Here is a 27,000-nt window from a genome sequence, read left to right as displayed (position 1 = left end):
TTAGCCTTTATTTTTCTGTTTCCAGTTGGCCTGAACCTGCTCAGCTACTTTTGGATAGTCCAGAATAAAACGGACATGGCTTTCGACACCGGTTTTCAAGGTCGCATCATCGACAATGAAATTCGGGTTGTGATTCGGTGCGGCTTTTGCCGGATCCTGATCTGCTGGTGTGGCACCAACAAAAACGAAGAGCGATGGCATGAGCTGGCCATAATAAGCAAAATCTTCACTGGCGCTGGCATTGTTGTCTAAAACATGCAATTTATCTTCATCATGCACGCTCGCCAAGGTTGGGCGCATCAATTCAGTCAAGGTTTTATCATTGGTGGTCACTGGTGCATAAGGTGCAATTTCGACTTTCACCTTAACGTCATTGGCTGCGGCATTGTGTTCCAGCATTTTCGGCAAGTCTTTTAAAATGCCCTGACGTACATCTTCACTATTGGAACGAATAGTCCCGACCATATTGACCTGATCTGGAATGACGTTACCGGTAGTGCCGCCCTGAATACTGCCAATACTGACCACACCCATTCCTTTGGTCAGGTCGGCTTTACGGCTGATCAGGCTTTGTAAATTGGTCACCATCTGGGCAGAGGCATAAATCGGGTCTTTACCTGCCCAAGGCATGGAGCCATGTACCTGACTGCCATTCACCTGAATACGTAAATGATCGGCACTATTCAAAATCGCACCATCTTTGTAGAAGATATTGCCACTTGGCATGCCTGCCATGACATGCATCCCGAAAATCACTTCAGGTTTTGGATTGTTCAAGGCACCGTCGGCAATCATTTTGCGTGAGCCAATCTGATCGCCATGAGTGAAGTTATCAATATCTGCACCGCCTTCTTCAGCCGGCTGGAATACGAATACCACTGTCCCCGCAATTTTATCTTTATTGGCGGCCAGAACTTTGGCTGCACCCAATAACATCGCAGTATGTGCATCATGCCCACAGGCATGCATCACATAAGATTCTTTGCCTTGATAAATGGCTTTTTGTTTGCTGGCAAAAGACACCGGTGCTGTTTCCTTAATTGGCAAGGCATCCATATCTGCACGTAAGGCCATCACAGGGCCGGGTTTTGCACCTTTCAATACACCGATTACACCGGTTTTGGCATAGCCTTTACGTACTTCAATGCCGTAGGATTTTAATTCTTTCTGGACCAGCTCCGAGGTTTTGAATTCCATGTTGCCCAGTTCAGGATGCTGGTGGATATGCTGGCGTAATTTGATGGTGTGTGCTTCAGCAGCTTGTACAGAATCATCAATCCAGTCAGCCAGGCTGAATTGGCTGCAGAAAAGAAGAGGGAGACAAAGGGATATCTGCTTATACATATTCATACTTCGGGAGAACCTTAAGAATTTGAAATGGTTAAAGTGATTCTTTAGGATGGCATACTGATCTAAATTCAACCAAAACTCTCTAAGTATTTTTTAATACTTTAAAGGTATTGTTGGTGTTAATATCTGTTCTCAAAGAGCTTTATTTGTTCTTTCACATTGTAAAAATATGTATCTAAATTGGTTTTTTATATTTATAAGGTATGAAATTATAAAAATTTCAGGCTAAAAAGGGATAAAAACGATTACCTCTATATCAATAATCTGAATGAAGTGAAGATTTTTTAAACCTCTTAAACTTATTTTGGCACTTAGATTGCATTCACTCTTTCGTAATATTTTTTATGACGGAAATTGAACACATGTTAAAACCTTTGGCTTTATCTCTGGCAGTGGCTTCAAGCTTAAGTTTTATTTCGACAAGCCTATGGGCTGAAGACTTTAAGATACTGAAACAGCTGGAAAATAAACCGACATTACTCAAAAGTGGTGAATATAAAGGTCATTATTATGTGCCGAGTACCTTAAATACGATTACGTGGGGTTATCTGCCAAATAAAGATGCAAAACCTGTCTTGACTGTCCCTTCAGGTAGCACAGTTACTTTCGATACAGTTTCGCATGAAGGGCTGCTGGAAGATCAAGGCCGCAATGCAGAGAAATATTTCACATCAAAAGGCGTCAAGCCTGAGCATGTATTGGATGAAGCCAAGCTGATCACGAATTCCAAATTGAAACATGATTTCCATAAAGATGGACCACACATTATTACCGGGCCTGTCTATGTAGAAGGGGCAATGCCGGGCGATATTCTAAAGGTGGAGATTTTAAAAGTTGAACCGCGTGTACCTTATGGCGTGATTTCAAACCGTCATGGCAAAGGCACCTTACCCGAATTCCCGAAACGTCAGAAACATGAGCATGCATCTCCAGCCAATCCTGATGCTTATGGCAACGTGTCCATTTTTACCCCAATTGAGAAAAATGCGGATGGTGTATGGGAAGGCGTTTTAAAAACTGAATCTGGTAAAGCGATTCGTTTCCCGCTGAATCCGTTTATGGGCACGATGGGCGTTGCACCAAATACCAGTGAGCCTGTGCACTCTGTGCCACCATCATTTTATGGCGGGAATATCGACATCAATGAATTAGGAGCAGGGGCTACGGCCTATTATCCTGTACAGGTGCCAGGTGCTTTGTTCTATACAGGTGATAGTCACTTTGTACAAGGTGATGGTGAGGTGGCTTTAACTGCCTTGGAAGGTTCGGCACGTGCGACTTTAAAATTCACTTTACTTAAATCTGGCAAGGATAAAATTCCAGGTGCAGAGATTAAACAGCCGCTGGCTGAAAATGCTGAATTCTGGATTACGCCGGGTCTGGATGAAGACTTAGATGAAGCCATGCGTAAATCCACCCGTGAAGCGATCCGTTTTCTGGTCAATGAATATGGCATTTCTGAAGAAATTGCCTATGCCTACTTAAGTGCTGCGACTGACTTTGAAGTGTCACAAGTGGTCGATCGAACCAAAGGTATTCATGCCATGATTCGTAAAGCGGACTTTAAGGAGTTTAAGAAAGACACAAAATAAGTCTAAATAAAACTTAGAAAAAATAGAGTTGTGCTTTTGCCAACTGATTTAGACATGGTCAGTTGGCTTTTTCTTTTGTAATGATTTGAAAATGTTTAGAATGCGAGGGGTAAATAGTCGATTTAAAACAAGAACCGTCAATTGTGGCAGTAGAAGAAAAACAAGCAGTCATTTTAGAACAGCCTAAAGATCAGAAAGTATATTTAGATTTACAACATTCGACAGATTGGGTTGTTGCAGCTTCAGTTTTTGTATCGGGTTTAATCAGTCTGTTTGGTTTTATAGTGACGGTTTATGTGGTGAGAAAATCTACAGAAAGTCAAATTAAACCTACTGGGGATTTAATAGAAAGCCAAAGAGATCATTTGGAAAAAGAGTTAGCATTTAAAAATAAACAACTTATAACTCAAAACTTTATTCAATATGCTTCAAGCTTCATTAGTGGACAAGCTAAACTTATTATAAAACTTAGAGATTTCGGGGTATTTTACGGAGCTATTAGTGAAAAGGAAAAATTGGATCGAACTATACATGTAGGACAAATATATCAAGAGTTAAGAGATACTTCGAGTCAGGTATTACAAGATTATCATGTATTAGAATTATTTTTACTTAGTAAAGGTAGAGCTACCAATAATCTAGAAATTAAGAACAGATTATTTTTTAAATTACTATGGCCATATTTAGAACTTTTATTAATGGAAGCAGGGTCTGAACTAATGATTGAAAGACAAGATAAGACAATAACAGAAGTACTAGAACACAGTGAGTTTCAAAATATAGGAATTGAGCTTAAAAAGATTATAGGTGAAGATAATATTACAATTTACTTGATACTAAATGAGCTAAATAGACAGATCAGCAAAATGATTAAAACTGAAATAAAAAAAGCAACCTAAGCTGCTTTTTAAAATCACTTCTCTTTTGGTTCGGGCGGCGTCATCCCAAACTGCAAATACGCCATATTGGTAGCGATACGACCACGCGCAGTACGCATCACATAACCTTGCTGAATCAGATAAGGCTCAATCACATCCTCCAACGTACCAGAATCTTCTGCCATGGCAGCAGCCAAGGCTTCAACACCGGCAGGACCACCATCAAAACGCTCAAGCAACATTGACAAGTAACGACGATCGAGTGTGTCTAAACCATCTTTATCGACTTTGAGCATATCTAAAGCACGTTGGGCCATATCCTGATTGATTTCCCCCGTTCCTTTGACCTGAGCATAATCACGAACTCGACGTAACAATCGGTTAGCAATACGCGGTGTACCTCGTGAACGACGGGCAATTTCTTTTGCGCCATCTCCAGTCATGGGTACATCCATCAAATTGGCTGAACGTTTGACAATGTGGGTTAAATCTTCAACCGAATAAAACTCTAAACGCTGTACGATTCCGAAACGGTCACGCAGCGGAGAGGTGAGTAGACCAGCTCGTGTAGTTGCAGCTACCAAGGTAAATGGCGGTAAATCCAGTTTAATCGAACGGGCTGCAGGGCCTTCACCAATCATGATATCGAGTTGATAATCTTCCATCGCCGGATACAGGATTTCTTCAATCACGGGTGAAAGACGGTGAATCTCGTCAATAAACAGGACATCGCCTTCTTCCAGGTTCGTTAGCATCGCGGCTAAGTCACCAGCACGTTCCAGTACCGGGCCAGAAGTTGACTTGAGATTACCACCCATTTCTCGGGCAATAATATTGGCCAATGTCGTTTTACCCAGACCTGGCGGGCCAAAAATCAGGGTGTGATCAAGGGCTTCTTCACGGCCACGTGCTGCGCCAATGAAAATTTCCATCTGCTCGCGGACCACCGGCTGACCGATGTAGTCATCGAGGGAAGTCGGGCGGATGGCACGATCGAAATGATCTTCGGGTTTTTCAGAACCACTGATGAGACGGTCTTGCATAACGTTTATATACCAATATTTTAGTGATCCTTTGAGCTGGTAATTTTGACACGGTCTCAAATATGGATCTGAATCCTAAGATTTTCGCCTAGGCGAGGAATTGAATTTTTGCAGAGTCTTTCCAATCAGATTTATATCTGAGTATTAACCTGCGGTTCGCCTTACTTTTGTTTCGGCAAAAGTAAGCAAAACCACCGTCATTCGCAAAACTCGTCGAATATTGATTCTTATCGAATATATCGCAGAAACATTTAACTATAAATGTCTCCTGCCTCAAACAGTTGCGAATGACTTTTACGCGTATCAGATTTTATCCTGTAACTTGGATATCATCTCTATTTATTCATCGACTTCAACGCTGCGCGGATAATATCGCTGGCTTCGGTAAATTCACCTTTGGCAGCATTCACCAGTTTTTGTGCCTCAGCAGGTTTATAGCCCAAGGACTGTAATGCAGCTTCCGCTTCAGCCACGGCTGAATTACCCATAAACTGAATTTGTGGTGCAGTTGAATTGCTTGGTGCAGCACCTGAAGCCATGGCTTTAAAGCGGTCACGTAATTCAATCATCAGGCGTTCAGCAGTCTTTTTACCCACCCCCGGAACTTTGACCAGAGTATTGATATCTTCATGTTCAACGGTGTGGATCAGCATTTCCACACTTAAAGTTGAAAGAATACCAAGCGCCATTTTCGGACCAACGCCGTTCACCTTTAATAAGGTACGGAAAATGGTTTTTTCCTGCGCATTGATAAAGCCATAAAGTAACTGGGCATCTTCACGAACAGCCAGATGGGTCCACAGAGTAATTTTCTGACCTTTTTGCAACTGGCAGAAAGTGGTTAAAGGGGTATCAATCTCATAACCTACGCCGTTCACATTTAATAAAACAGTCGGTGCTTCCAGCGCCAGCACTTCCCCAATCAGGCATCCAATCATTTTTTATACATACTCAAATTTAATACAGGCATAGTAGTCAGCATTTTCGATAAAGGCAAAACTCTATCATTTAAAAGCAGTGATTTTGCTGAGATTATCATCAGGCGCTCGTTCGCATTAGAGTAACCCGGCCTTATTGCCATGCAGTTCCTGCGCCAGATTATAAGCCTGATGATCGGAGAACTTGGAGACAATATCTAGTACCTGCATAATGTTGTCATAATGATCAGCACTAAACTGCGCACCCGAACGTTTTAAAATAGCCATTAAACGCTGTTCCTTAAAGCTTAAGGTTTTGTGCGGTGTGGTGAGTGGAATAAAGGCATCCAGAATCGTTTGTAAACTTTGATGCGCGATAATTTCCAGACCGGCTTTTTGCGGATGTTCGAAGATCTTGTCTCGCGCCAGTTCTTTGGCCCGGTTAATGCCAATTTCAATGTCGGCACTACAATAACCCAGCAATGAGCCTTGCAATTGGCCCATCAAAATTTTCTGCTGATGTCGGGCAAAGGCCGTGGTGACTTCATCTACAAGACGTTTCATGACCCGCCCACGCAGCGCGGCAATTTTTTGTTGCCAGGTGGTATAAGGCATATTGATTTCTTCAGGCGCGCCATATTCACCCAGCAAGTTCAGAAAGACTGGTTCAACTTCCGCGTAGCTGAGCATATTCAGGCTGATACCATCTTCCAGATCAATCAGGGCATAGCAGATATCATCCGCAGCTTCTAAAAGATAGGTCAGCGGATGACGACAATAATGATATTCACCGAGCTGAATCAAACCCAACTGTTCAGCAATTTCCTGCAAAATCTCTTTTTCAGACTGGTAACAACCAAATTTTGGACGTCGACTGGCCGGGGTGTTACCAGTCGGGTCAATGGCCTCAGAGAGCCACGGGTATTTAAGATAGGCACCGAGTGTGGCATAGGTCAGGCGCATGCCGCCATCATAGGGATGGTAATCGATCTTGGTCAGCAGGCGCAGACCTTGGGCATTGCCTTCAAACTGGCGTACGTCAGCTTCCTGTTCAGAACTCAAATCTTTTAAAAAGTCGGTATGAGAAGCATCGTCAAACCATTCCCGAATGGCGTATTCACCGGCATGACCAAAAGGCGGGTTACCAATATCATGTGCCAGACAGGCGGCCTGAATGATGGCACCGACATCAGCCGGAGAAATCCAGGCAGGTAAATTATCTTTAATTTTCTCTGCAGCCAACATACCGAGTGAACGGCCAATACAGGAGACTTCCAGTGAGTGGGTTAAACGGGTATGAATACCATCGTGCTGGGTGAGTGGATGTACTTGGGTTTTGCGGTTTAACTGCCGAAAGCTTTGCGAAAAAATAATACGATCATAATCTTTATGAAATGGGCTGCGTGCCAGTTCAGTGCTTTGTTTTTTACTACCAATCCGAACTGTCGAAAGCAGTTCTAACCAACGCATTTGAGTCATTTATCATTATTCAGTGATCCACTATTTGCATCATGCCAAAAAACCAGCTCTGACACTAGGGGAGTGCGACATGAATTGTCATGCTGCATATGGTTATTTCATTCCGCTGGAAAAAACTAAGAATTAAAAATCGGGTGGTGTTTCAAAAAGTATGCTGAAAAAAACAATATGGCTTTTGATAAAATAGAGGTATGAAAATAACGCTACAAATCAAATGTCCTACCTGTCTAAGTAACAATATAAAGAGAAATGGCATCAAAGTAGATGGGAAACAAAACCATCAGTGCAAAGATTGCAAACGTCAGTTTATTGGTGATCATGCATTAAGCTATCAAGGGTGTAACTCAGGTATTACCGGCAAGATATTACATTTGATGGTCAGAGGAAGCGGTGTTAGAGATATTGCTGAAGTCGAGCGTATCAGCATTGGCAAGGTATTACGAACCTTAAGTGAATCGATCTATCAGATTCAGCCTAAACAAAGCCACTACGAATGTCTTGAAGTCGATGAACTTTGGACTTTTGTAGGGAATAAGAAAAATAAACAATGGCTTATTTATGCCTACCATCGAGAATCTGGAGAAATTGTTGCTTATGTTTGGGGTAAGCGGGATTTAGCAACGGTTCAACGTCTTAAAGCTAGACTTAAAAAGCTTGGGGTTCAATATGCTCGAATTGCGAGTGATCATTGGGATAGTTTTATCACAGCATTTCAATGTTGCAAGCAAGTGATTGGTAAGTTTTTTACCGTCGGTATTGAAGGTAACAATTGTAGAATTCGTCATCGAATCAGGCGTGGATTTAGGAGAAGTTGCAACTTTTCTAAAAAGCTCGAAAATCATTTTAAAGCCTTTGATTTGACTTTCTTTTACCTTAATAACGGATTTGTTTAACGCCAGCATACTTTTTGAAACACCACCAAAAATCGAAATCATCAAATGAACAATAAAAAAGCAGACTCAATGGCCTGCTTTTTGTTTAAGGCGAAGAATCAGATTAGCTCTTCGCCATTTTTTTTGGCTTGTTGTATGTCTTTATAGACATTCAGGCAAATCGTGAACAAGACCAGGCTTGCCACCAATGGCCAAAAAAGTACATACAGGGTCAATAATTGACTTGTCATCTGAAATCTCCTTATTTACTTTTCTCAGATAGCTGGTGAAATTCAATCACCATCTTATTGATTTTTTTAAAATCAAATCGTTCTTTACTGTAGACCAGCGTCAATACAGTACATACCAGTGCACTACTGCCATACGCTGTTAGTGAGCTTAATAAAGTGCCATATTCGCGCAAGAAGCCGATGGTCCATGGCATGAAGCCAATACTGGCCAATATGCCAACGACCAGACCCACTTTCTTGCCAAAGAAACCAAAGGTCATCAGACCCAGCACCACACCAATCCCCAGGGTCGCAACGAGTTCAAAGCCAAGTGCGATCAATCCCTGAATCGGAAGCCATTCAAAACGTACTATCAGAAAGCTGAAAAATGCGAGGCCCACTGACCAGTTAAAGGCCCGGGCATTCACCTTGTCCCAATACAGGCTGACAATCACCGGGAATACAATAGAACCCCAAAGCGCACCCACAAAAATCAGCATCGACAAAATGTCAAACTTCAAGGTGGCAATCACAATCCCCAGCATGGTGGCAACGATCATGGTCATACGGCCAATAAACAGCATTTTCTTTGGATCAGGACGGTTTTTCGCAATCTGTTTGCCATAAATGTCCGTCATGACAATCGCAGACAGGGCAGACAGATCCGAGTCAGCGGTAGAAGACAATGCTCCAATCACCATGATGAATAACAGCGCGACCATAAATGGAGAAAGATAAGTCGCTGCCATTTGCGGAATCAGGTTATTCAGGTTGCCATCAATGGGCTGAATACCTGCAAATAGTGCCAATAACCCCAGCATGCCTAGACCAATGACAATTGCAGCATAACCAATGGTTGCAGTGATAAAACTTGGTTTGATCAGGTCTTCACGGACTGCAAACAGGCGCTGGGCAATGGTCTGATTACCAATCGCGTAGGCCAATACCGCAACAAAAAACGGCGCGCCTTGTTCCAGAAAGGCTGTTTTAGAGAAAAAATCCAGCTGTTCCGGCTGCAGGTGATGAATCCCGCTTTGAAACAGGGAAGGTCCGCCTAAGGTAAAGAACAAGGTTGGAATAATGATCACAGCCGCGACAATCATCGCCACCAGTTGACCAAAATCGGTAAACACCGAAGAACGGAACCCCGACCAAAGGGTATAGGACAGTACACCGATACCGGTAATCAGCACGCCATGGATAAAGCTTAAAGGAGATAAAATTTCAACCAGTGCTCCAGCGGCGGTAAAGTTAACCATCAGGCTGATCACGCTACCCACAATATTGGAACCCGCCAGAATCATCTGGCTTTGATTGCCATGCCGGGCATGCATGATTTCTGCCAGAGTATGTGCATTAGGCGCCAGTTCACGAAAGCGCTTGCCAAAGGGATAGATAAATAAAATCATCAGCGCACCCCATAAACCATAGTGGAGGGCACCGGAAACGCCGTATGTATATCCGGATGAAGCTGCTGCATAAAATGATGCGGCCCAAATCCAGGTGGCGGTCATACTGGCCGCAGACATTCCAAATCCGATGGAGCCATTCGAGACCATGTAGCCATCAACATTTTCATTTTTCTGTTTAATACGTAACGATAGTAAAAAAGTGATGCCATAGAAAAGCACCATCAATAGTACAGTTGCTGTACTAGTGAATTGAAACATACATACTCCTTAAGCGGGTCACCTTTTGTTTTTGAAAATTAAATCATTGGTGACAGATTAAGGCTCTAAAATAGACAGAGCAGTGAAGCTATAGAACATCAAAAAATTAGTGTCCGAATATAGAATTTATATTCATCTCTACAGCAGAAAGGAAAAACCATTGCCAGGCCCAGAATTTGGACAATTCCTCAGCAATTCGGCTAGAGCTTAACATAAAATCATCAAATTTACTGATGAAGTGTCTATTTGGTAAGGCTCTAAGCTGATATAGACGTGTGAGTCTGTTGCTCTGTTAGTTGAATAAAAAAGAAAATTTTAGATATTTTTTTAGCAATTACAAATATTTATTTTAAATTTTTCAAGTTAAATAAAACCGTAAGAATACAGATTAAATAAAAAGGTAACAAAATTTTATTATTAATCATTTCTTCATTATTTTTTTATATAGACCTCATAATTCCTTGTGGGTTATTCTCATAAATATGAGTGGTGTTTTGTTATTTATATTGTGCTTTTTACGCATAATAGAGCTAATGAATAAGTGATGAAATTTCAAAATATTGGATATGATGGGTAATTTTATCGATATCATTTTTGATCTTTTAGATGAGTAAATTCCACTTAATTATGATCTGAGAAGATAAACATCCAATATGAAAAAATAAAAGGATCAAATAAGAAATTTTATTTTTATTCTCTTAGAAGATGAGAATAGATGTCCGGTTTTTCCCCCGCACATGATGTCAGATTAAAATACAACTCAGTATTAATTACTCATTTATATGGTGGAGTCATTTGCCTCTGGTGCCGTAATGGAGGCGATCAGCGGAGAACTGTTCCTTGTAGTACAGAAAACGGCAGAAGACCTTTAACCAGTTTTCTAATCTTAGAAGTCAAAGTTAAGAGTCAATCAAAAGAATTAAAAACAGTCTGCAAAAAATACGACTTCATAAAATCTTGTAATCAAGTATTTCATCCTAGCCTAAATCGGCGCTTTGACAGGTCATAACAATAAAACCTGAATTTGATTTTGCACTGATTGTTGTTGAAAAATAATACAATTTTTATGCAGAAAATTATTCTGAAGCGGTTTTGATTTTTCTTGAAAAAAATGTGTTAACCTGTGCGACTACATTCAATTTTCCTGACTGAAAATAAACGAAATATTTTAAAAGTCCAGGATATTTCAGACGTAGTTTTCTGATTTGGCATCTAGCCGATTTCCTTATTTCACAGTAGAATATGCGCTCTCTCAAGTCACATTGTGGCATGGTTGTTCATACCATCCCGTGGAGCCAAAATCAGCATGTTTATCGTTGCCGGTGCACCCGCACATTCTTCTTTTAAGAAAACTCAACTATTATCGCGTTTGACGTCAATTAGTTCTGTTCAATCAATTGAAAGTCAATGGGTCTACCTCTTTGACCAAGCGCTCAGCGAGCAACAACAGCAATCCGCTTTACAGCTTCTCAACGATGGTCAATCTTTTGAATTGCACCAGGCTGCAAGTGATGAAATCCAGATTTTAGTCACACCGCGCGTCGGAACCATCTCTCCTTGGTCCTCTAAAGCGACGGACATTTTCAAAAACTGTAATACGCCGGTTCATCGACTTGAACGCGGCGTTTTGTTTACTTTGAAGGGCGTAAAAGAGCTCTCTAAAGAAGCATTGCAAGTACTTCACGACCGTATGACCGAAAGCGTATTCAATGCGATTGAAGATGCTGCGGTATTATTTGTGGAAACTGCGCCAAAACCACTGAACTCGATTGATATTCTGGGTAAAGGTAAAGAAGCACTGGTAAAAGCCAATAATGAATTTGGTTTTGCATTATCAATGGACGAAATTGATTACCTGACTGAGGCTTTCATCAAGCTAGGTCGTAATCCGAATGACATCGAACTGATGATGTTTGCGCAAGCCAACTCTGAGCATTGTCGTCATAAAATCTTCGGTTCAGAATGGACGATTGATGGTGAAGTTCAGCCATTGTCATTGTTCCAGATGATCAAGAACACCTATAAAGAATCACCAACAGACGTATTGTCGGCTTATAAAGACAACGCTTCGGTGATTGTTGGTTCGGATACCCAGCGTTTTTATCCAACCCAAGAAGACAATGGTCATCAAGTTTATAAATACAAGAGCCAGGCCGCGCATATCCTGATGAAAGTGGAAACCCACAACCATCCAACTGCGATTGCACCATTTGCCGGTGCAGCGACAGGTTCAGGCGGTGAAATCCGTGACGAAGGTGCGACCGGTCGTGGTGGTAAGCCTAAAGCAGGTTTAACCGGCTTCACCGTATCTAACCTGAATATTCCGGGCTTTGAACAGCCTTGGGAAGAAAACTACGGCAAACCATCGCGTATGGCATCGCCGTTACAAATCATGATTGAAGGCCCATTGGGTGGTGCTGCGTTCAATAACGAATTTGGTCGTCCAGCTTTAAATGGTTACTTCCGTACTTTTGAACAAAACGTCAATGGCGATGTTAAAGGTTTCCATAAGCCAATCATGATCGCTGGTGGTTACGGAAATATCCGTCCAGATCACGTTGAAAAAGATCCGATCTTACCGGGTGACTTATTGATCGTGCTCGGTGGTCCAGCCATGCTGATCGGTCTTGGCGGGGGTGCTGCATCTTCTGTAGATAGCGGCAAATTGGGCGAGAACCTTGATTTTGCCTCAGTACAACGTGAAAACCCGGAAATGGAACGCCGTTGCCAAGAAGTGATCGATACTTGCTGGCGCATGGAAGACCACAACCCAATCGTGTCGGTACATGATGTCGGTGCGGGTGGTGTATCAAATGCCATGCCTGAACTGGTGAATGATCACGAATTGGGTGCGGTGCTAGATCTTCGTAAGATTCCATCTTTAGAACCTGGCATGTCGCCAATGGAGATCTGGTCAAACGAAGCGCAAGAACGTTATGTATTGGCGATTCGTCCATCTTCTTTAGAATTATTTGAGTCAATCTGTGCGCGTGAACGTTGTCCGTTTGCAGTACTGGGTGAGGCGACTGAAGCACGTCACTTAACCGTTGAAGATCCATTGTTCGGCAACAAACCGGTGGATATGCCAATGCAGGTGATGCTTGGCGGTACTCCGCGTATGAGCCGTTCCTATGAAACGATTGAACGTAAAGGCGATGATTTTGACGCGGCTAAAGTTACGGATTTAAAAGATGCGATTTATCGCGTTCTGAAAAACCCGACAGTGGCTTCTAAATCATTCCTGATCAGTATTGGTGACCGTTCGATTACCGGTATGGTCGCGCGTGACCAGATGGTGGGTCGCTGGCAGGTTCCTGTCGCAGATGCTGCTGTGACTACAACAAGTCTTGTCGGTTACACTGGTGAAGCGATGGCAATGGGTGAGCGTCCTCCAGTAGCCTTGTTAAATCCTGCTGCTTCTGCACGTTTATCGGTGGCTGAATCGATCTCGAACATCATGTCTGCGAAGATTGAAAAAATCAGCGACATCAAATTGTCTGCAAACTGGATGGCTGCTGCGGGTCAACCGGGCGAAGATCAGGCATTGTTCGAAGGCGTGAAAGCCATCGGTATGGAAATGTGTCCTGCACTGGGTATCGCGATTCCAGTCGGTAAAGACTCATTATCTATGCGTACCACCTGGAATGATGAAGGTGAAGACAAGTCTGTGACTTCTCCAATGTCGGGCGTGATCACTGCATTTGCGCCAGTGACTGATGTGCGTCAAACATTGACTCCTGAACTGAAAGATATTGAATCTATATTGGTTCGTATTGATCTGTCTAAAGGTCAGTTCCGTTTAGGCGGTTCGATTCTGGCGCAGGTATACAAAGCAATTGGTTCAGTTACTCCTGATGTGGATAGCTTCGATGACTTCAAAGCATTCTTCGCATTGGTTCAAGACTGGAACAACCGTGGTTTGATCAAGGCGTATCATGACATCGGTGATGGTGGTTTATTGGCGACTGTTGCAGAAATGATGTTCGCATCACGTCTGGGTGTTGCTCTAGAAGATCAATCAACTGCAAGCCTATTTGCTGAAGAGATTGGTGCAGTTCTACAAATTGCCAAAGCAGATTGGGAAGCATTACAAGCTGAAGTTGCAGCATCTACGCTTAAAGATGCAATTGCAGTTGTTGGTACTATAAATAATTCTGATCAGTTATCTGTAAATGGTTTGGTACTTGAACGTGCTGATCTGCAAGTGGCATGGACTGAAGTTTCTCATCAAATCCAGCGCCTACGTGACAACGTACAAACTGCAGATCAGGAATTTGCCTTAATTACCGATAAAGCACACAAAGGTATTATCGCCCAACCAACATTCGACTTGAATGAAGCGATTGAAGCACCTTTCATTAACTTGCGTCGTCCAAATATGGCAATTCTGCGTGAGCAGGGTGTGAATGGTCATATCGAAATGGCGGCAGCTTTCGATAAAGTGGGCTTCAATACCGTTGACGTACATATGAGTGACTTGCTGGCAGGTCGTATCAGCCTAGATGATTTTGAAGGCTTGGTAACTTGTGGTGGTTTCTCGTATGGTGACGTGATGGGCGCTGGTGGGGGCTGGGCAAAATCCGTATTGTTCAATGCTAAATTGCGTGACCAGTTTGAGAAATTCTTCAACCGTCAAGAAACCTTCTCGCTCGGTATCTGTAATGGTTGTCAAATGTTGTCTCAATTGGCTCCATTAATTCCGGGTGCGGATGCTTGGCCACGTTTCCATCGCAATACGTCTGAAGTATTTGAAGCGCGAGCAGTGAACGTTCGTGTGGAAAAATCGAATTCAGTATTGTTACAAGACATGCAAGGTTCGATTCTGCCAATCGCTGTGGCGCATGGTGAAGGTCGTGCAGTTGCAACTGCGGAAAACTTTGCTGCACTGAATGCATCGAATCAGGTGGTTCTACGTTATGTCGACAGCCATGGCAATACAACTGAACAATATCCATTGAACCCGAACGGTTCGCCAGAAGGTATTACTGGTGTAACGTCTCAGGATGGCCGTGCAACGATTATGATGCCGCACCCTGAACGTAACTTCCGCGCGATCCAGCATTCATGGAAACCAGAAGACTGGGATCAGGATGGTGCTTGGTTACGTATGTTCCGTAATGCACGTAAATTTATTGGCTAATTGATATAATCAAGAATTAAAAAAGCCCCGAAAGGGGCTTTTTTAATAAGCAAATTATAGATTTATAGGTGATTAGATATAGAATTGAAAAAGATTAAAAAATGAATAAAGAGTCCTCAAATGTCCGATTTAATTGAAAAAGTTTTACTTTTACAAGAATTGCTAATAGCTAGAGCTACTGATACTTATGAAAAAGGTTCTTCAGAGGCATTTATGCAGCTTAGACAAGAGTTACTGACATTTAAAAACTTTTATGAATATATTCCATTTTTTATTAAAGACACACGCACATTAGATGAATTTGAAGCTAGGATTAAGTGGGATTTTGAATCTTACGCTGAACGTGAAAATTATATTTATTCGGAATTTAAAGAATTATTTAATGTATTAGAAAGTCTAGATGTTCCTCCATTGGATCAGGTAGTACAGTTGAAGATTGCTGAATTAAGCTCGGATTATATACATCAAATATGGCAGAAAGCATTAGAGCGAAGAAGTACAGATCCCGAAGGTGCGATTACATTAGCTCGAACACTTTTAGAATCGACCTGCAAATATATTCTTGATGAATACGAAGTCGGTTATGGCCATGCTCCAGATATAAATCAACTGTATAGATTGGTGAGTAAAGAATTAAACCTTGCTCCATCTCAACATACGGAGCAGACTTTCAAACAAATTCTCGGAGGATGTAGTTCCATCATTGAAGGTTTAGGATCATTGAGAAATAAAGTGGGTGATGCTCATGGGCAAGGTAAAATAAACTTTAAACATTCTCCAAGACATGCAGAATTAGCAGTGAATTTGGCTGGTACAATGTCCGTGTTTTTATTCTCATCTTGGAAATTAAAACAAGGTGAATGAATTTTTTATTATAAATATTGTTTTTAAATAGTATCTTAATTTTACTGTATGGAAAAATTAAAATAAATTCACTAACATAGGATTATTCAACCACCAATTTGGTGGATTTTTGCTTTTTAAGCATTCTGATTTTTTAATTTTTTTTCTTCCTGCTGAGTTGGTTTAGATTTTGCTTTTATATTGTATATAAAGTGCTATGGTATGTTTTATGCACAACTTTATTGCACTATAAAAGAAAGATGGAATAGATCGGTTCAGTATCAATTCTCAAAGATGAGGTGATGACATGGCTAAAACACTTAGAATAATGGATAAGGCGGCAATGCGTCAGAAAGGCTGGATGTTGTTTTGTATTGTTGTAGGACTACAAATATTGTTCGTTGTGGGCAGTTACTTGCTGCAGGGTTCTTGATCATCAGCTTTAAGAAAGCCACCATTAAGGTGGCTTTATAATTTAAATAACCAATTGAACCTGCTTCAATACCGCCTTTAACGTATTTTCATAATCAAAAGCTTTATTGGTACTGTCCTGATAACGCCAAGCCACATAACCATCCGGACGAACCAGTACTGCACCAGATTCATGAATTTCAGACTTGGCATTCCAGGTTCCATACACATCACGATAGTCACGTGAACCAATCTGAGTCACATCCAGATATGGCAAATCCAATGCTTCTGCCGCCTGTTTCCAGCCTTTACCGGATAAACCTGTGAGCAGGGTAAAACGACCTTTACCGGTAATATCTAAAGTCGACTGCTTTTGACCTTTGGCATTGATCAGCCAGGTATGCGGAACTTTAGCGCCTGGGCGAGTCGTTGCCTGTAAATAAAGCTGCTCATCTTTTTCAAAAACTTCCGGCTCAGACTCCCCAATTAATGCATTTGAGTTGTAACGCTGATTCAGTTCTACACCTTGTGCATTAAATTCGAAGTTTTTAATTTCCAAAGCTTCAAACAGTTTTTTGCGGATTTCAGCACCTTGCTCATCTTCTGAAAAAATACGTTCCAGCATTTGCTTCTGAGTCGTCACACCATTGTCAAAACCAAAGACTTCTTTTAGGTATTTATAATCTAAACGTGATTGATTCGCACGCGCCACAATCTGCTTGCCGACCGGTGCACGCTCAGCCGTATATGAATCCAGCAGGGAAGGCGCAGCCCAGCCTTTAACGGCATATGCCAGTTTCCAGCCCAGGTTAAAGGCATCCTGCATGCAGGTATTTGAACCTAGGCCACTCGATGGTGGATGACGGTGCACCGCATCACCACCACAGAACACGCGACCTTTGGAATACTCAGTTGCCCAGGTCTGGTTCACATACCAGTAAGACAGTTTTTGAATTTCGACATCTTCTACTTCAGCACCAACAAATGTATTGAGACGTGCTCGAACCTGTTCTTCAGTAACTTGTGGTTCGCCTTTGGAAATGTCAAAGCCCCAACCCATGATCCATTCATTCCATGGCGTAATGGCACGTAACAATCCCATACCGAGATCGCCAAAGCTGGCTTCAGGATTCACGATCCATTGCAGAATCGCAGGACGGTGCTGAACGTATTGAGAAAGATCAGCTTTAAAGGTCACATAGACGGTACCGGCACGTGCCATCACGCCTTCCAGTGGCAAGCCGAGCTGTTCCAATACACGAGATTTAGCACCATCCATACCCACCAGATATTTTGCTCTTAAGCTAAATTCAGTATTGGTAATGCGGTTCAGGAAAGTAGCAGTCACGCCATCTTCGTCCTGCACATGTGACAGGTATTCAGTATTGAAGTTATAAATTGCACCACGTTCACCGGCATTTTTCACCAGTAAAGCTTCCATTTTTGGCTGAATCAGATCGACTAATGGACATGGACTGCCTTGGATATAGTCACCATGACGTTCATCACCGGTACCCCATGCACTTAAACGGGCGATTTCTTCGCCGACCAGACTGGTGGTAATCAGGCTTTCACCCATCTGTTCCCATGGTGTTGCAATCTCTTTAACCTGTTCTTCAATACCTAAATCACGTAATACTTCCATGGCACGCTGATTGGTAATATGGGCACGTGGACTATTGGCCAGCCAGCTAAACTGGGTAAACAGTTGTACCTTGATACCATAATTCGCCAAAGCCAAGCCTAATGTTGAACCTGCAGGACCGGTACCAATGATCAGAACATCAGTGTCATAGTGTTGTGTCATACAAGACTCCATGTGTATAGGTGAAGAACAAGCTATCTATATGGTCAGGCAGTCTAGTAAAACAGAATCTATTGATATAGCGATATTCATATAAACTATCGACCTATTCTTATTTGCAATACGTGGGTCATAATTTTAAGATGCTGACCTGATCAGAAACCGGGCAGGCTATGGAACTTCGACATTTACGCTATTTTATCACCGTGGCGCAGCAACAAAGTTTTACCAAGGCCGCCGAAAAGCTGTTTACTGCGCAGCCGTCATTAAGCCAGCAAATTAAGGATCTGGAACAGGAAGTAGGCATTGTCCTGTTTGATCGTTCATCGAGAAAAGTCAAACTCACCGATGAAGGGCGGGCTTTTCAGATCTATGCCGAAAAAGCACTGGAAAATGCCAAGTTGGCAGTGGCAGCAGCACGTCAGGTTGCGCAGCAGAAAAATAACCAGATTCACATTGGCTTCCTGAATGTCGCAGAAATAAAAGTGATGCCACAGATTCTGGCCCAGCTTAAAAAAACCATGCCGGACTTAAAAATCCATCTGCATAGCCTGACCTGTATGGAACAGATTCAGCGGCTAAAAAATGCTGAACTGGATTTATGTATTACCCGCTTTCATCTGGACCATCCAGATTTTGAGAATATTCATTTATTAACCGAGCAAATTTATCTGATAGCCGCTCAGCACTTACATTCTACAGATCGAATCCTGAAATTACAGGAACTAAAAAACCATAATATAATTATGTGTGAGCAGAATGCTTCACCAGTATTTTATGAAAAGCTGGATAGACTACTCTGCATTGATCAGCTTGAGCATGAACAGCTGTTGTGGGTGACCAATGTCTTGCAACACATCAATCTGACCAATATGGGAATGGGCTTTAGTTTTGCGCCTGAATATTTACTGCGGTTTTTGAATGATCATGTGAAAATTGTCCAGACTGATCAGGCACTGCCAAAACTGGGCTTGTATGCAAAATTTAACAAGAATTCCCAAAATCCTGCATTGAAGATGATTACCCAAGCCCTTAACAATACGACAAGTATCTGAATTGCAGGAAGGAATATATGTTAAAGCTGATTTATTACGTACCGGATGAAAATTTGGAAGACACCAAGAATGCGATATTTGCAGCAGGGGCAGGCGGCATTGGTGAGTATACGGACTGTGCCTGGCAGGTTTTAGGAACCGGACAGTTTAAGCCGCAGGAAGGTGCAGATCCTCATATTGGTGAAGTCGGTAAACTGGAACAGGTAGAGGAATGGCGGGTAGAAATTCTGGTGCCAGATGAAAAGGCAGTCGAGGTCGCTAAAGCCTTAAAAGAAAGCCATCCTTATGAAGAGCCAGCCTTTGAGTTTATTCAGCTTCTGGATATCAAAGTCTAAAATTATAAAAGTTACGTTCTATTACGGCACGGCGTATTCAATTTGATGCGCCGTTAATCTAGATTCAGAAAACAGCCAAACCGCTTTTGTTATTATCATTTCTGCCAGAATAATCCAAAGAAAAAATACAATAAGGAAAATAACAATGCTATGGCCAAAACCGCTGAGCAGCGTATGGAAAAATACGCTCAGTAAATCCATTCAATACGGTGCAGAAATCCTGCATCAGCGCATTCCGTATTCGCCGGATAATCCCTATCTGGAAGGTATATTTGCACCAGAGCGGCAGGAACACTTTTCCACAAATTTAAAGGTTGAAGGGCAGATTCCTGCAGAACTGGATGGCGCATTAATGCGGATTGGCCCAAATCCTATTAACGTCAAAAATCCACGTAACTATCACTGGTTTACTGGCGATGGCATGTTGCATGCGCTCAGACTGAAGGGTGGTGAGGCACATTGGTATAAAAGCAGTTATATCGGTTCTGCCAGTGTGCAGAAAAAACTTCATCGACCACAAATTCCAGGTACAACCCGAGGTGTCGCAGATGCAGTCAATACCAATGTCATCCACTTTGCCGGAAAAATCTGGGCATTGGTAGAAAGCAGGCGCTTATCCAGTTGAGTTGAATGCTGCACTGGAGTCAAAACGACATCATTTGTTTGGAGATGATCAGGATCTGCCATTTACTGCTCATCCACATATCGATCCTGAAACAGGTGATATTCATGCGGTTTGTTATGATGCTTTAAGTCAGAACAAAGTTTTTTATTTGCAGATAGATTCAAAAGGTAAGTTGAAATATCACGTCGACATTCCAGTGAAACATGGTCCGATGATTCATGATTGTGCCATTACCAGATCTCAGGTGCTGATTCTGGACCTGAATGTGAACTTTTCTGTACGCAGTGCTTTAAAGGGTTCAATGTTGCCTTATCAATGGAATCCAAAACGGCAGGCACGCATTGGTATATTACCTTTTGGCGGTAAGGCAATTGATATTCGCTGGTATGAGATTGATCCCTGTTTTATTTTTCATACCGTGAATGCTTATGAGCTGGATTCTGGTGATGTGGTTATGGATGCGGTGGTGCACTCCAAAGCATTGGTCAGTTCCATTCAGGGACCGATTGAAGATCAGGATATTCGGCTGGAGCGGTTCATTTTTGAACACGGCATTGGAAAAGTGACTAGGACAGTATTATCCGAGATGAAACAGGAATTCCCACGGATTAATGAAGCTTATACGGGGCGGCCTTATCGTTATGTCTACACTATTTCCTTTGGCGAGTTTGATGATCCTTCTCGTGTCAGCAGCAATACTCTTTTGAGCCATGATGTGGAAACTGGCAATTCAGAAAGCTATTCTTTTGGAGAAAACTGGGTGACAGGAGAGGTGATATTCGTCGCACGGGAAGGGGCTCAAGCTGAAAATGATGGCTGGCTGATGTCTTATGTTCATGCTTTAGATGATAGTCCATCTAGGGTAGTGATTCTGGATGCACAGCATATGACTGAAGGGCCGATTGCAACCATTCATTTACCGGTACGTGTACCCGTCGGGTTTCATTGTAACTGGATTGATTATCGGAAATTGAGAACCCACTATTCATAGGTTTTGATTATTTACTGGCATTTTTAAGATGGCATAGCCTTCATATAGCGTGAAGACTTCACTCTCTGTTTGCAGGCTGATAGGGCTTTAAAGAACGAAAAATATATTGCATAGGATAAGCAAAATTATGTGTTAGGCAGAAATTCATTCTTGAATCTCTGCCTAAGCGCGATATCCATATCACCAAATGAGGTAGAACTTAAGGCTTTGTTTTTCTATAGCTGCTATTAAACCTTCTGAATAAACAGCTCACGATCAAAACGGTACTGTGGGAAAAATACTCCATCCTCAGCACGTTCACCCGCACCAATTACCATGACCGGATACTGTTCATCATTTAATTTCAGAATTTCACGAACCATCGGCTCATCAAAACCTTCCATCATACAGCTGTCAAAACCATAGGCCCGTAAGGCTAAGACCAGATTTTCACAAGCGAGCGCCGTTGTTTTGGTCGCCCACAGTTTCGCATCAGCTGGGCTGAAAGCAGACACTGGCATTTGTTTGTCCAGTGTACGGGCAACTTTGAAAGCCACTTTCTTAAAGTTACCGAAAGCATTCAGATAACCGGTTTTATAGTTGTAAGGAATATATTTATAGTATTTCTTAATCGCGGGCGGAGCTTCTGGAAATGGAAATTCATTCACATTACGTTTTGCCATTTCATCAATACGGTCGGTACGTGCGATACAGACAATTAGCTCAGAAGCTGTTTTGGCTGCCAGTTGACTCATACAGGCTTTGACCAGACGTTTTTTCTTGCCCGGATTTTGTACCACATAAAAAGTCCAAGGCTGCAAGTTCGATGAATTTGGTGCCAACAATGCCAGATCCAGACAGGCATCCAGCACTTCAACGGGAATTGGCTTTTTGGTAAATTTACGCACTCAGCGTCGGCTCTCAATCACTTTACGAAAATTATCTATATCTATATCTTGAGGTGCAGGTTCGTAATAACGTTTCTTTTCTGGATTTGAACTATCTGTTGTTTCGGAAGAGGTTTGGGAGTTTTGATTTGGCATACTTCAGATTCTTAGAAAAATAAAAGATTGAGGCAGTCTAAACCACCTCGTTGAACTCATAAGTTTGAAAATTAGTTGAATTGTGTGAAATCAGGTTTACGTTTTTGCATAAACGCTTGAACCGCTTCCAGCATTTCTGGCGAGCCTACACGCTGCATGAAAATTTCTGCTTCATGGTCAATCCATTCCACAATTTCATTCACATTGTGTTTCATCAAGGCTTTGGATTGCACCAGTGATGCTAATGGCAGGGCAGAGAGCTGGGCAGCTTGTGCTGCTGCTTTAGTGTAAACATCTTCTTCAATGCTATTCACCAGACCTGCGTCGAGCGCTTTTTCGCTATTGAATTTTTGCGCAGTCAGCAATAATTCAGCTGCTTTATGATAGCCTGCCTGTTGAATCAGTAATTTGCTTGATGCGCCTTCAGGCGATAGACCCAAACTGACAAATGGAATCTGGAACAGGGCAGTATTGTCACTATAGACCAGATCACAATGTAATAAGATCGTCACGCCAATGCCGATTGCAACACCACGCACCGCAGCAATCAAAGGCTTGGAAAATTTTGCAGCAGATTTCAGTAAAACAAATGGCGGGCCTTCAGCAGCAGGTGCCTGACCTTTCTTCGCGGCAGATTTCATAAAATCCTGCATATCATTGCCCGCACTAAAGTCTGCATCCTGACCACGTAATACAACTACACGAACTTCAGGTGCCTGATCAGCTTCATCCAAGGCTTTCGCAATCCAGAGATACAGCTCGCTATATAACGCATTTTTCGCTTCCGGGCGATTGATGGCCAAAGTAAGTACACCATGTTCTAAATTCGCATTCAAATGCTCATGAGGTTGTTGAATACAGCTCAGTGTCATCGTACTATCCTTGCTTTAAACTTAATTTGATTTTATGGGAATGATTATGTCGCATATTTATTGGGGCAGCACAACTCATGAGTCATAAAAAAACTGATCCCTTATGAACTATACATTTGATTATCTGGTTTTCATTGGCCGTTTTCAGCCTTTTCATCTGGCACACATGCAAACGATTAATATTGCCCTGCAGCACAGTCAACATGTGATTTTGGCTCTCGGTTCTGCGCAAAATGAACGCAATATCAAGAATCCATTTTTGGCTTCGGAGCGTGAAGCCATGATTCTGTCAAATTTTAGTGCTGAAGATCAGGCGCGGATCAAATTCGTAGAAGTCATTGATGTTTATAATGATGAGAAATGGCAAAAACTGGTGAAATCGCTGGTGAATCAGGTCATTGAGCCGGATGCCAAAATCGGACTGATCGGGCATTTTAAAGATGATTCTTCTTATTATTTAAAGTTTTTCCCAGAATGGGAAATGGTCGAACTTGACAGCCTGGAAGATGCCTTATCCGCCACGCCGATGCGTGAAGCTTATTATCGTGGCGAAATTCAACGAGATAAATTTCCAGAAGGCACGATTGATTTTCTAGAGAATTTCCAAAAAACCACGACCTATCAGCAACTCAGTGAAAAATTTGCCCAGAATGATAAAACCAATCTGCTTTAAAAGTATCAGGTTGTTATGGGTTGATTCATGGTAGTTTGAGCATGCTGTTTCAAACATTCGCCTAAAATTTCCAGGGCAGACGACTGTTCTTTCCAGTGATGCCAATACAAGGGCACTTCAATTCGCATCTTACTTGAAAGTTCAAGCAGTCGACCTGACTCCAGTAAATCCCTGGTTTGATAGTCCGGCAGCCAGCCATATCCTAGACCCATGACAATCGCATCAAAAAATGCATGGGTCGATGGAATAAAGAAATGAGGATATTGAGCAAGGTTCAGGCCAAATTCGTGCTGAATAAACTGGGTATGTAGCTGGTCTTTTTCATTAAAAATAATGGCAGGGGCAAGGCGTAGCGCATCCCGATGTACCCCTTGATGAAACCAGTTTCGGGAAAAGTCAGGGGTGGCGACCAGACGATACTGCATCTGTCCGATCAACTCAGCCCGGCAACCTTTCATTGCCTTACTCTCTGTACTCAAACAGGCATTGACGAGACCTGCTTCTAACAGATGATGAGTCTGTGATTGATCATCTACTTGAAAATGCAACACAATTTTATGCTGGATCAGCTGGGCTTGTAAGGTTGGTAATAGCCAGGTCGCGAGCGAATCAGCATTGGTGGCAATATTCAGACAATAGAAACCTTCCTGTTGCAATTGTCCACCCAAATCCTGCATCAAATTCTGTTCTAGCAAACGTTGATGCTGTAAATAATGCAATAAGGTTTGTCCGGATTGAGTCACACGGCAAGGCCGATCTCTCACCAGAAGCAATTGTCCCAATTTTTTTTCCAGACTTTGAACACGAAGGGTCACTGCCGAGGCAGTAATATTTAGCTGCTCGGCAGCCAGATCGAAACTTCCCGTTTTTGCAACTGCGTAAAAAGCATCACATTGTTTCGCATTCAGCATATCTGTTATCTAAAAATAATTTAGTTAAATTGATATTAACTTAGTTTTAATTAATCGCATCCATTTTGTTGAATAATTCATTTATTCAAAAAAAAGGGGAATGTGATGTTCAGTTATATGATGAGTGGTTTTGCAGTGGGAATGAGCCTGATTGTCAGTATCGGTGCACAGAATGCTTTTGTATTAAAACAAGGTTTAAAACAGCAGCATGTGTTCTGGGTCTGTGTGATTTGTGCCTTGTCTGATTCCATTTTAATTCTGCTTGGCGTACTGGGCTTTGCGCGCGTCATTGAACATTATCCGGATATTGTTATATTTTCTAAATATATTGGCGCAGGATTCCTATTTTATTATGGTTTACACCATGCGATCAGCGCATTTAAATCAACAGAGGTTTTGGCACCAAGTGGTCAGCTCACAGAGCATTTTCTACAAGTACTGATGATCTGCCTGGCTTTTACCTGGCTGAATCCGCATGTTTACTTAGACACAGTCATATTGATTGGATCAATTTCAACCCAATACGCTTTAGGAAAATGGTGGTTTGCTTTAGGTGCTGTCTGTGCTTCCTGGTTTTTTTTCTTTAGTTTGGGATATGGAGCAAAAATACTGACGCCTTGGTTTCAACATCCAAAAGCATGGAAAATACTGGATGCTATTATTGCATGTACCATGTGGGGCGTCGCAGTGTCATTAATTCTCAGTATTTGATTCAGGCTACGAAAGTGGATAGATTGGTTAAGAGTTGTCTAAACGTGTCATTTTAGATAGGTATCGAGAATGGTTAGCGCAGAAAACAACTCTTTTCAGTACTGCAAGCACATAGATATTTCAATATAAATTGAACTTAAAATAAACGATCTGTTTGTACAAAAAATTTATAAAATCAGAATTTTATAAGATGGCGCAAGTCTCCTGCTAGGCTAGCAGGGCCACTTATTAGAGAAAAATCAGCTCAAGTATTTTGTCCGTTAGTCATGAATGATTTTACAAAAACTTCAATAAACTGGTATAAAAATAACGAAAACCTGCTCGCTCAAAAAACAAAAAAATTAGTTTCAGATTAAGCCGTGGACTTAAATCCGATCAATAAGAAATTAAACAAGGTGGATTTAAAATTGAAAACAACAATAAAAACTGGGCTCCTTGGCCTAGCGATGTGTTTAGCTTTGACTAGTCAGTCTTTTGCAAGATCATGGACCTTAACTCCCAAAAGTGATGTCGGTTTTGAGATTAAGTCGATGGGTCTTACTGTGGTTAAAGCCAAGTTCAATCAGGTTCAATCCACGATGCAGTTTGATGCTAAAGCACCGCAAAATGCCTCAACCCATCTGGTCATGGATGTAGAAAGTTTAAGCTTTAGTAAGCCGCTATTTAAACATATGATTTTGGGCGAAGACCTGTTTTATGTAGAAAAATATAAGACTGTAATTTTTAAAAGTATCCAGTTTAAAGACTTGGGCAATGGCAAATATAATGTTTTAGGTCATTTAACCCTGCGTGGTGTGACCAAGCCTGTGATTTTCGAAACAACCTTTAAACCGAGTATGTCGAATGCCAACTTACTTGATGTTCAGGCATCAGCCGTGATTAACCGTAGTGATTTTGGCATGAAAAAAGGAATTGCCGGGGTAGGAGATAAGGTGAATCTTCATCTATCAGGCCAGTGTGAAATGAACTAGGGTAGATATAAAATACTTGATGATATGAATGTTCTCGTAAAAAAAAGCCCGAATATTTCGAGCCTCTATTCATACACAAGCATGCAATTAAGCGGCTTGCAAAGCTTTTAAATCTTCCAGAACTTGTTCTGCATGACCTGCTGCTTTGACCTTGCGGTATTCTTTGACCAGTTTGCCGTTATGGAAAATGAAAGTCGAACGCTCAATGCCCATCACTTGTTTGCCATACATGTTCTTTTCTTTGATCACATCAAAGTGATTGCACAACACTTCTTCTTTATCGCTGATCAGATTAATACTCAAATTCTGCTTTTCAGTAAAGTTCTGATGGGCTTTTACCGAATCACGGGATACGCCAAGAATTGTGGTGTTCAAAGCATCGAACTGATCTTTTAAACAGGAAAAGCCAACTGCCTGAGTTGTGCAGCCCGGTGTAGAATCTTTAGGATAAAAATAAATCACCAGCCATTCTGTATTTAACTGGGTTAAATTGATTTCGCCTGTGGTCGCAGGAAAATTCTGGTCAAGCAAACTCATTTCAGACATAAAAACTCCTGTTTTCTCTAAATTTTTTCAAAAAAAATAAGCCACATTATAGTGGCTTA

The 27,000-nt window shown here is 41.8% G+C and carries 24 protein-coding genes; 13 read left to right on the top strand and 11 right to left on the bottom strand.

The genetic code is table 11. The features are described from left to right. Entirely contained in the window at positions 1 to 1,350 is a 1,350-nt protein-coding gene (locus tag AC1P5O_RS03260) for an amidohydrolase (protein ID WP_005252439.1), read from the bottom strand. Between the two features lie 362 nt (positions 1,351 to 1,712). On the opposite strand from AC1P5O_RS03260, the gene AC1P5O_RS03255 reads away from it, so the two are divergent. Both AC1P5O_RS03255 and AC1P5O_RS03250 read left to right on the top strand, forming a co-directional pair. Next, positions 1,713 to 2,942, top strand: coding sequence for an acetamidase/formamidase family protein (locus AC1P5O_RS03255; RefSeq protein ID WP_262466797.1), 1,230 nt, complete (start codon positions 1,713 to 1,715; stop codon positions 2,940 to 2,942). 143 nt (positions 2,943 to 3,085) lie between these two features. Further along, positions 3,086 to 3,841 carry a hypothetical protein gene (locus AC1P5O_RS03250; protein ID WP_262466798.1) on the top strand — a complete coding sequence of 252 codons (756 nt, stop codon included), beginning with the start codon at positions 3,086 to 3,088 and terminating at the stop codon, positions 3,839 to 3,841. 14 nt (positions 3,842 to 3,855) lie between these two features. Here the strand turns inward: AC1P5O_RS03250 and ruvB are convergent, their stop codons facing one another. The 3 genes from ruvB to AC1P5O_RS03235 all read right to left on the bottom strand — a co-directional run bounded on the left by ruvB (position 3,856) and on the right by AC1P5O_RS03235 (position 7,259). Continuing rightward, a complete protein-coding gene (gene ruvB, locus AC1P5O_RS03245) occupies positions 3,856 to 4,863 on the bottom strand; it encodes a Holliday junction branch migration DNA helicase RuvB (protein ID WP_004279105.1) in 1,008 nt (335 codons plus the stop codon). A gap of 335 nt (positions 4,864 to 5,198) precedes the next feature. Continuing rightward, the gene (ruvA, locus tag AC1P5O_RS03240; protein ID WP_004731726.1) at positions 5,199 to 5,801 is read right to left on the bottom strand and encodes a Holliday junction branch migration protein RuvA; all 603 of its coding nucleotides are present in this window, start codon (positions 5,799 to 5,801) and stop codon (positions 5,199 to 5,201) included. A 117-nt stretch (positions 5,802 to 5,918) separates the two neighbouring features. Then, complete coding sequence (locus AC1P5O_RS03235; protein WP_262466799.1) at positions 5,919 to 7,259, bottom strand: deoxyguanosinetriphosphate triphosphohydrolase; 1,341 nt, start codon at positions 7,257 to 7,259, stop codon at positions 5,919 to 5,921. A 191-nt stretch (positions 7,260 to 7,450) separates the two neighbouring features. Between AC1P5O_RS03235 and AC1P5O_RS03230 the strand changes: the two genes are divergently transcribed. Next, entirely contained in the window at positions 7,451 to 8,152 is a 702-nt protein-coding gene (locus tag AC1P5O_RS03230; RefSeq protein WP_004282345.1) for an IS1 family transposase, read from the top strand. 98 nt (positions 8,153 to 8,250) lie between these two features. On the opposite strand, the gene AC1P5O_RS03225 is transcribed toward AC1P5O_RS03230, so the two are convergent. Next, positions 8,251 to 8,382, bottom strand: coding sequence for a putative transporter small subunit (locus tag AC1P5O_RS03225; protein WP_005265804.1), 132 nt, complete (start codon positions 8,380 to 8,382; stop codon positions 8,251 to 8,253). A gap of 11 nt (positions 8,383 to 8,393) precedes the next feature. Then, positions 8,394 to 10,031, bottom strand: coding sequence for a sodium:solute symporter family transporter (locus tag AC1P5O_RS03220; protein ID WP_262466570.1), 1,638 nt, complete (start codon positions 10,029 to 10,031; stop codon positions 8,394 to 8,396). Between the two features lie 1,306 nt (positions 10,032 to 11,337). Here AC1P5O_RS03220 and purL point away from each other — a divergent pair. From purL to AC1P5O_RS03205, 3 genes are all read left to right on the top strand, one after another. Beyond that, positions 11,338 to 15,171, top strand: a complete 3,834-nt coding sequence (gene purL / locus AC1P5O_RS03215; protein ID WP_262466571.1) for a phosphoribosylformylglycinamidine synthase — start codon at positions 11,338 to 11,340, stop codon at positions 15,169 to 15,171. A gap of 120 nt (positions 15,172 to 15,291) precedes the next feature. Beyond that, on the top strand, positions 15,292 to 16,035 hold the full coding sequence (locus AC1P5O_RS03210; protein ID WP_262466572.1) for an abortive infection family protein: 744 nt from the start codon (positions 15,292 to 15,294) through the stop codon (positions 16,033 to 16,035). Between the two features lie 286 nt (positions 16,036 to 16,321). Next, complete coding sequence (locus tag AC1P5O_RS03205) at positions 16,322 to 16,447, top strand: KGW motif small protein (RefSeq protein WP_004645654.1); 126 nt, start codon at positions 16,322 to 16,324, stop codon at positions 16,445 to 16,447. Between the two features lie 42 nt (positions 16,448 to 16,489). On the opposite strand, the gene AC1P5O_RS03200 is transcribed toward AC1P5O_RS03205, so the two are convergent. Then, positions 16,490 to 18,232 (bottom strand): FAD-dependent oxidoreductase, encoded by a 1,743-nt coding sequence (locus AC1P5O_RS03200; protein WP_253101570.1) that lies wholly within the window; start codon positions 18,230 to 18,232, stop codon positions 16,490 to 16,492. A gap of 170 nt (positions 18,233 to 18,402) precedes the next feature. On the opposite strand from AC1P5O_RS03200, the gene AC1P5O_RS03195 reads away from it, so the two are divergent. The 4 genes from AC1P5O_RS03195 (at position 18,403) to AC1P5O_RS03180 (ending at position 21,235) form a co-directional block, all read left to right on the top strand. Then, entirely contained in the window at positions 18,403 to 19,284 is an 882-nt protein-coding gene (locus AC1P5O_RS03195) for a LysR substrate-binding domain-containing protein (protein WP_262466573.1), read from the top strand. Between the two features lie 17 nt (positions 19,285 to 19,301). Then, positions 19,302 to 19,619, top strand: a complete 318-nt coding sequence (locus AC1P5O_RS03190; protein WP_114540869.1) for a YqfO family protein — start codon at positions 19,302 to 19,304, stop codon at positions 19,617 to 19,619. A gap of 145 nt (positions 19,620 to 19,764) precedes the next feature. Continuing rightward, positions 19,765 to 20,244, top strand: a complete 480-nt coding sequence (locus tag AC1P5O_RS03185) for a carotenoid oxygenase family protein (protein ID WP_262466575.1) — start codon at positions 19,765 to 19,767, stop codon at positions 20,242 to 20,244. Between the two features lies 1 nt (position 20,245). Next, entirely contained in the window at positions 20,246 to 21,235 is a 990-nt protein-coding gene (locus AC1P5O_RS03180; protein WP_262466576.1) for a carotenoid oxygenase family protein, read from the top strand. 227 nt (positions 21,236 to 21,462) lie between these two features. Here AC1P5O_RS03180 and AC1P5O_RS03175 read toward each other — a convergent pair whose 3' ends face one another. Both AC1P5O_RS03175 and AC1P5O_RS03170 read right to left on the bottom strand, forming a co-directional pair. Then, entirely contained in the window at positions 21,463 to 22,122 is a 660-nt protein-coding gene (locus AC1P5O_RS03175; protein ID WP_499005637.1) for a nitroreductase family protein, read from the bottom strand. A gap of 206 nt (positions 22,123 to 22,328) precedes the next feature. Further along, the gene (locus AC1P5O_RS03170) at positions 22,329 to 23,129 is read right to left on the bottom strand and encodes an enoyl-CoA hydratase-related protein (RefSeq protein ID WP_004731699.1); all 801 of its coding nucleotides are present in this window, start codon (positions 23,127 to 23,129) and stop codon (positions 22,329 to 22,331) included. A 103-nt stretch (positions 23,130 to 23,232) separates the two neighbouring features. Between AC1P5O_RS03170 and AC1P5O_RS03165 the strand changes: the two genes are divergently transcribed. Further along, the gene (locus AC1P5O_RS03165) at positions 23,233 to 23,802 is read left to right on the top strand and encodes a nicotinate-nicotinamide nucleotide adenylyltransferase (RefSeq protein WP_262466578.1); all 570 of its coding nucleotides are present in this window, start codon (positions 23,233 to 23,235) and stop codon (positions 23,800 to 23,802) included. 5 nt (positions 23,803 to 23,807) lie between these two features. Here AC1P5O_RS03165 and AC1P5O_RS03160 read toward each other — a convergent pair whose 3' ends face one another. Then, positions 23,808 to 24,713, bottom strand: a complete 906-nt coding sequence (locus AC1P5O_RS03160) for a LysR family transcriptional regulator ArgP (protein ID WP_262466579.1) — start codon at positions 24,711 to 24,713, stop codon at positions 23,808 to 23,810. Positions 24,714 to 24,818: 105 nt separating this feature from the next. On the opposite strand from AC1P5O_RS03160, the gene AC1P5O_RS03155 reads away from it, so the two are divergent. Then, complete coding sequence (locus tag AC1P5O_RS03155) at positions 24,819 to 25,424, top strand: LysE/ArgO family amino acid transporter (protein WP_004279088.1); 606 nt, start codon at positions 24,819 to 24,821, stop codon at positions 25,422 to 25,424. A gap of 458 nt (positions 25,425 to 25,882) precedes the next feature. Continuing rightward, positions 25,883 to 26,395, top strand: coding sequence for a YceI family protein (locus tag AC1P5O_RS03150; RefSeq protein ID WP_499005633.1), 513 nt, complete (start codon positions 25,883 to 25,885; stop codon positions 26,393 to 26,395). 87 nt (positions 26,396 to 26,482) lie between these two features. Here the strand turns inward: AC1P5O_RS03150 and AC1P5O_RS03145 are convergent, their stop codons facing one another. Then, on the bottom strand, positions 26,483 to 26,941 hold the full coding sequence (locus AC1P5O_RS03145) for a peroxiredoxin (RefSeq protein ID WP_262466580.1): 459 nt from the start codon (positions 26,939 to 26,941) through the stop codon (positions 26,483 to 26,485). Between the last annotated feature and the right edge of the window lie 59 nt (positions 26,942 to 27,000).

This window comes from Prolinoborus fasciculus, from assembly GCF_056724605.1.
The sequence above is the reverse complement of the archived record's forward strand: the minus strand, read 5'-3'. Positions and strand labels throughout refer to the sequence as shown.

Excerpts from the sequence above, each read along its gene's own strand:
- AC1P5O_RS03220 (WP_262466570.1), bottom strand. The coding sequence starts at position 10,031 with ATGTTTCAATTCACTAGTACAGCAACTGTACTATTGATGGTGCTTTTC.
- AC1P5O_RS03155 (WP_004279088.1), top strand. The coding sequence starts at position 24,819 with ATGTTCAGTTATATGATGAGTGGTTTTGCAGTGGGAATGAGCCTGATT.
- AC1P5O_RS03255 (WP_262466797.1), top strand. The coding sequence starts at position 1,713 with ATGTTAAAACCTTTGGCTTTATCTCTGGCAGTGGCTTCAAGCTTAAGT.
- AC1P5O_RS03160 (WP_262466579.1), bottom strand. The coding sequence starts at position 24,713 with ATGCTGAATGCGAAACAATGTGATGCTTTTTACGCAGTTGCAAAAACG.
- ruvA (WP_004731726.1), bottom strand. The coding sequence starts at position 5,801 with ATGATTGGATGCCTGATTGGGGAAGTGCTGGCGCTGGAAGCACCGACT.
- AC1P5O_RS03185 (WP_262466575.1), top strand. The coding sequence starts at position 19,765 with ATGCTATGGCCAAAACCGCTGAGCAGCGTATGGAAAAATACGCTCAGT.
- AC1P5O_RS03225 (WP_005265804.1), bottom strand. The coding sequence starts at position 8,382 with ATGACAAGTCAATTATTGACCCTGTATGTACTTTTTTGGCCATTGGTG.
- ruvB (WP_004279105.1), bottom strand. The coding sequence starts at position 4,863 with ATGCAAGACCGTCTCATCAGTGGTTCTGAAAAACCCGAAGATCATTTC.
- AC1P5O_RS03195 (WP_262466573.1), top strand. The coding sequence starts at position 18,403 with ATGGAACTTCGACATTTACGCTATTTTATCACCGTGGCGCAGCAACAA.
- AC1P5O_RS03235 (WP_262466799.1), bottom strand. The coding sequence starts at position 7,259 with ATGACTCAAATGCGTTGGTTAGAACTGCTTTCGACAGTTCGGATTGGT.
- AC1P5O_RS03260 (WP_005252439.1), bottom strand. The coding sequence starts at position 1,350 with ATGAATATGTATAAGCAGATATCCCTTTGTCTCCCTCTTCTTTTCTGC.
- purL (WP_262466571.1), top strand. The coding sequence starts at position 11,338 with ATGTTTATCGTTGCCGGTGCACCCGCACATTCTTCTTTTAAGAAAACT.
- AC1P5O_RS03190 (WP_114540869.1), top strand. The coding sequence starts at position 19,302 with ATGTTAAAGCTGATTTATTACGTACCGGATGAAAATTTGGAAGACACC.
- AC1P5O_RS03170 (WP_004731699.1), bottom strand. The coding sequence starts at position 23,129 with ATGACACTGAGCTGTATTCAACAACCTCATGAGCATTTGAATGCGAAT.
- AC1P5O_RS03145 (WP_262466580.1), bottom strand. The coding sequence starts at position 26,941 with ATGTCTGAAATGAGTTTGCTTGACCAGAATTTTCCTGCGACCACAGGC.
- AC1P5O_RS03165 (WP_262466578.1), top strand. The coding sequence starts at position 23,233 with ATGAACTATACATTTGATTATCTGGTTTTCATTGGCCGTTTTCAGCCT.
- AC1P5O_RS03200 (WP_253101570.1), bottom strand. The coding sequence starts at position 18,232 with ATGACACAACACTATGACACTGATGTTCTGATCATTGGTACCGGTCCT.
- AC1P5O_RS03230 (WP_004282345.1), top strand. The coding sequence starts at position 7,451 with ATGAAAATAACGCTACAAATCAAATGTCCTACCTGTCTAAGTAACAAT.
- AC1P5O_RS03205 (WP_004645654.1), top strand. The coding sequence starts at position 16,322 with ATGGCTAAAACACTTAGAATAATGGATAAGGCGGCAATGCGTCAGAAA.
- AC1P5O_RS03210 (WP_262466572.1), top strand. The coding sequence starts at position 15,292 with ATGTCCGATTTAATTGAAAAAGTTTTACTTTTACAAGAATTGCTAATA.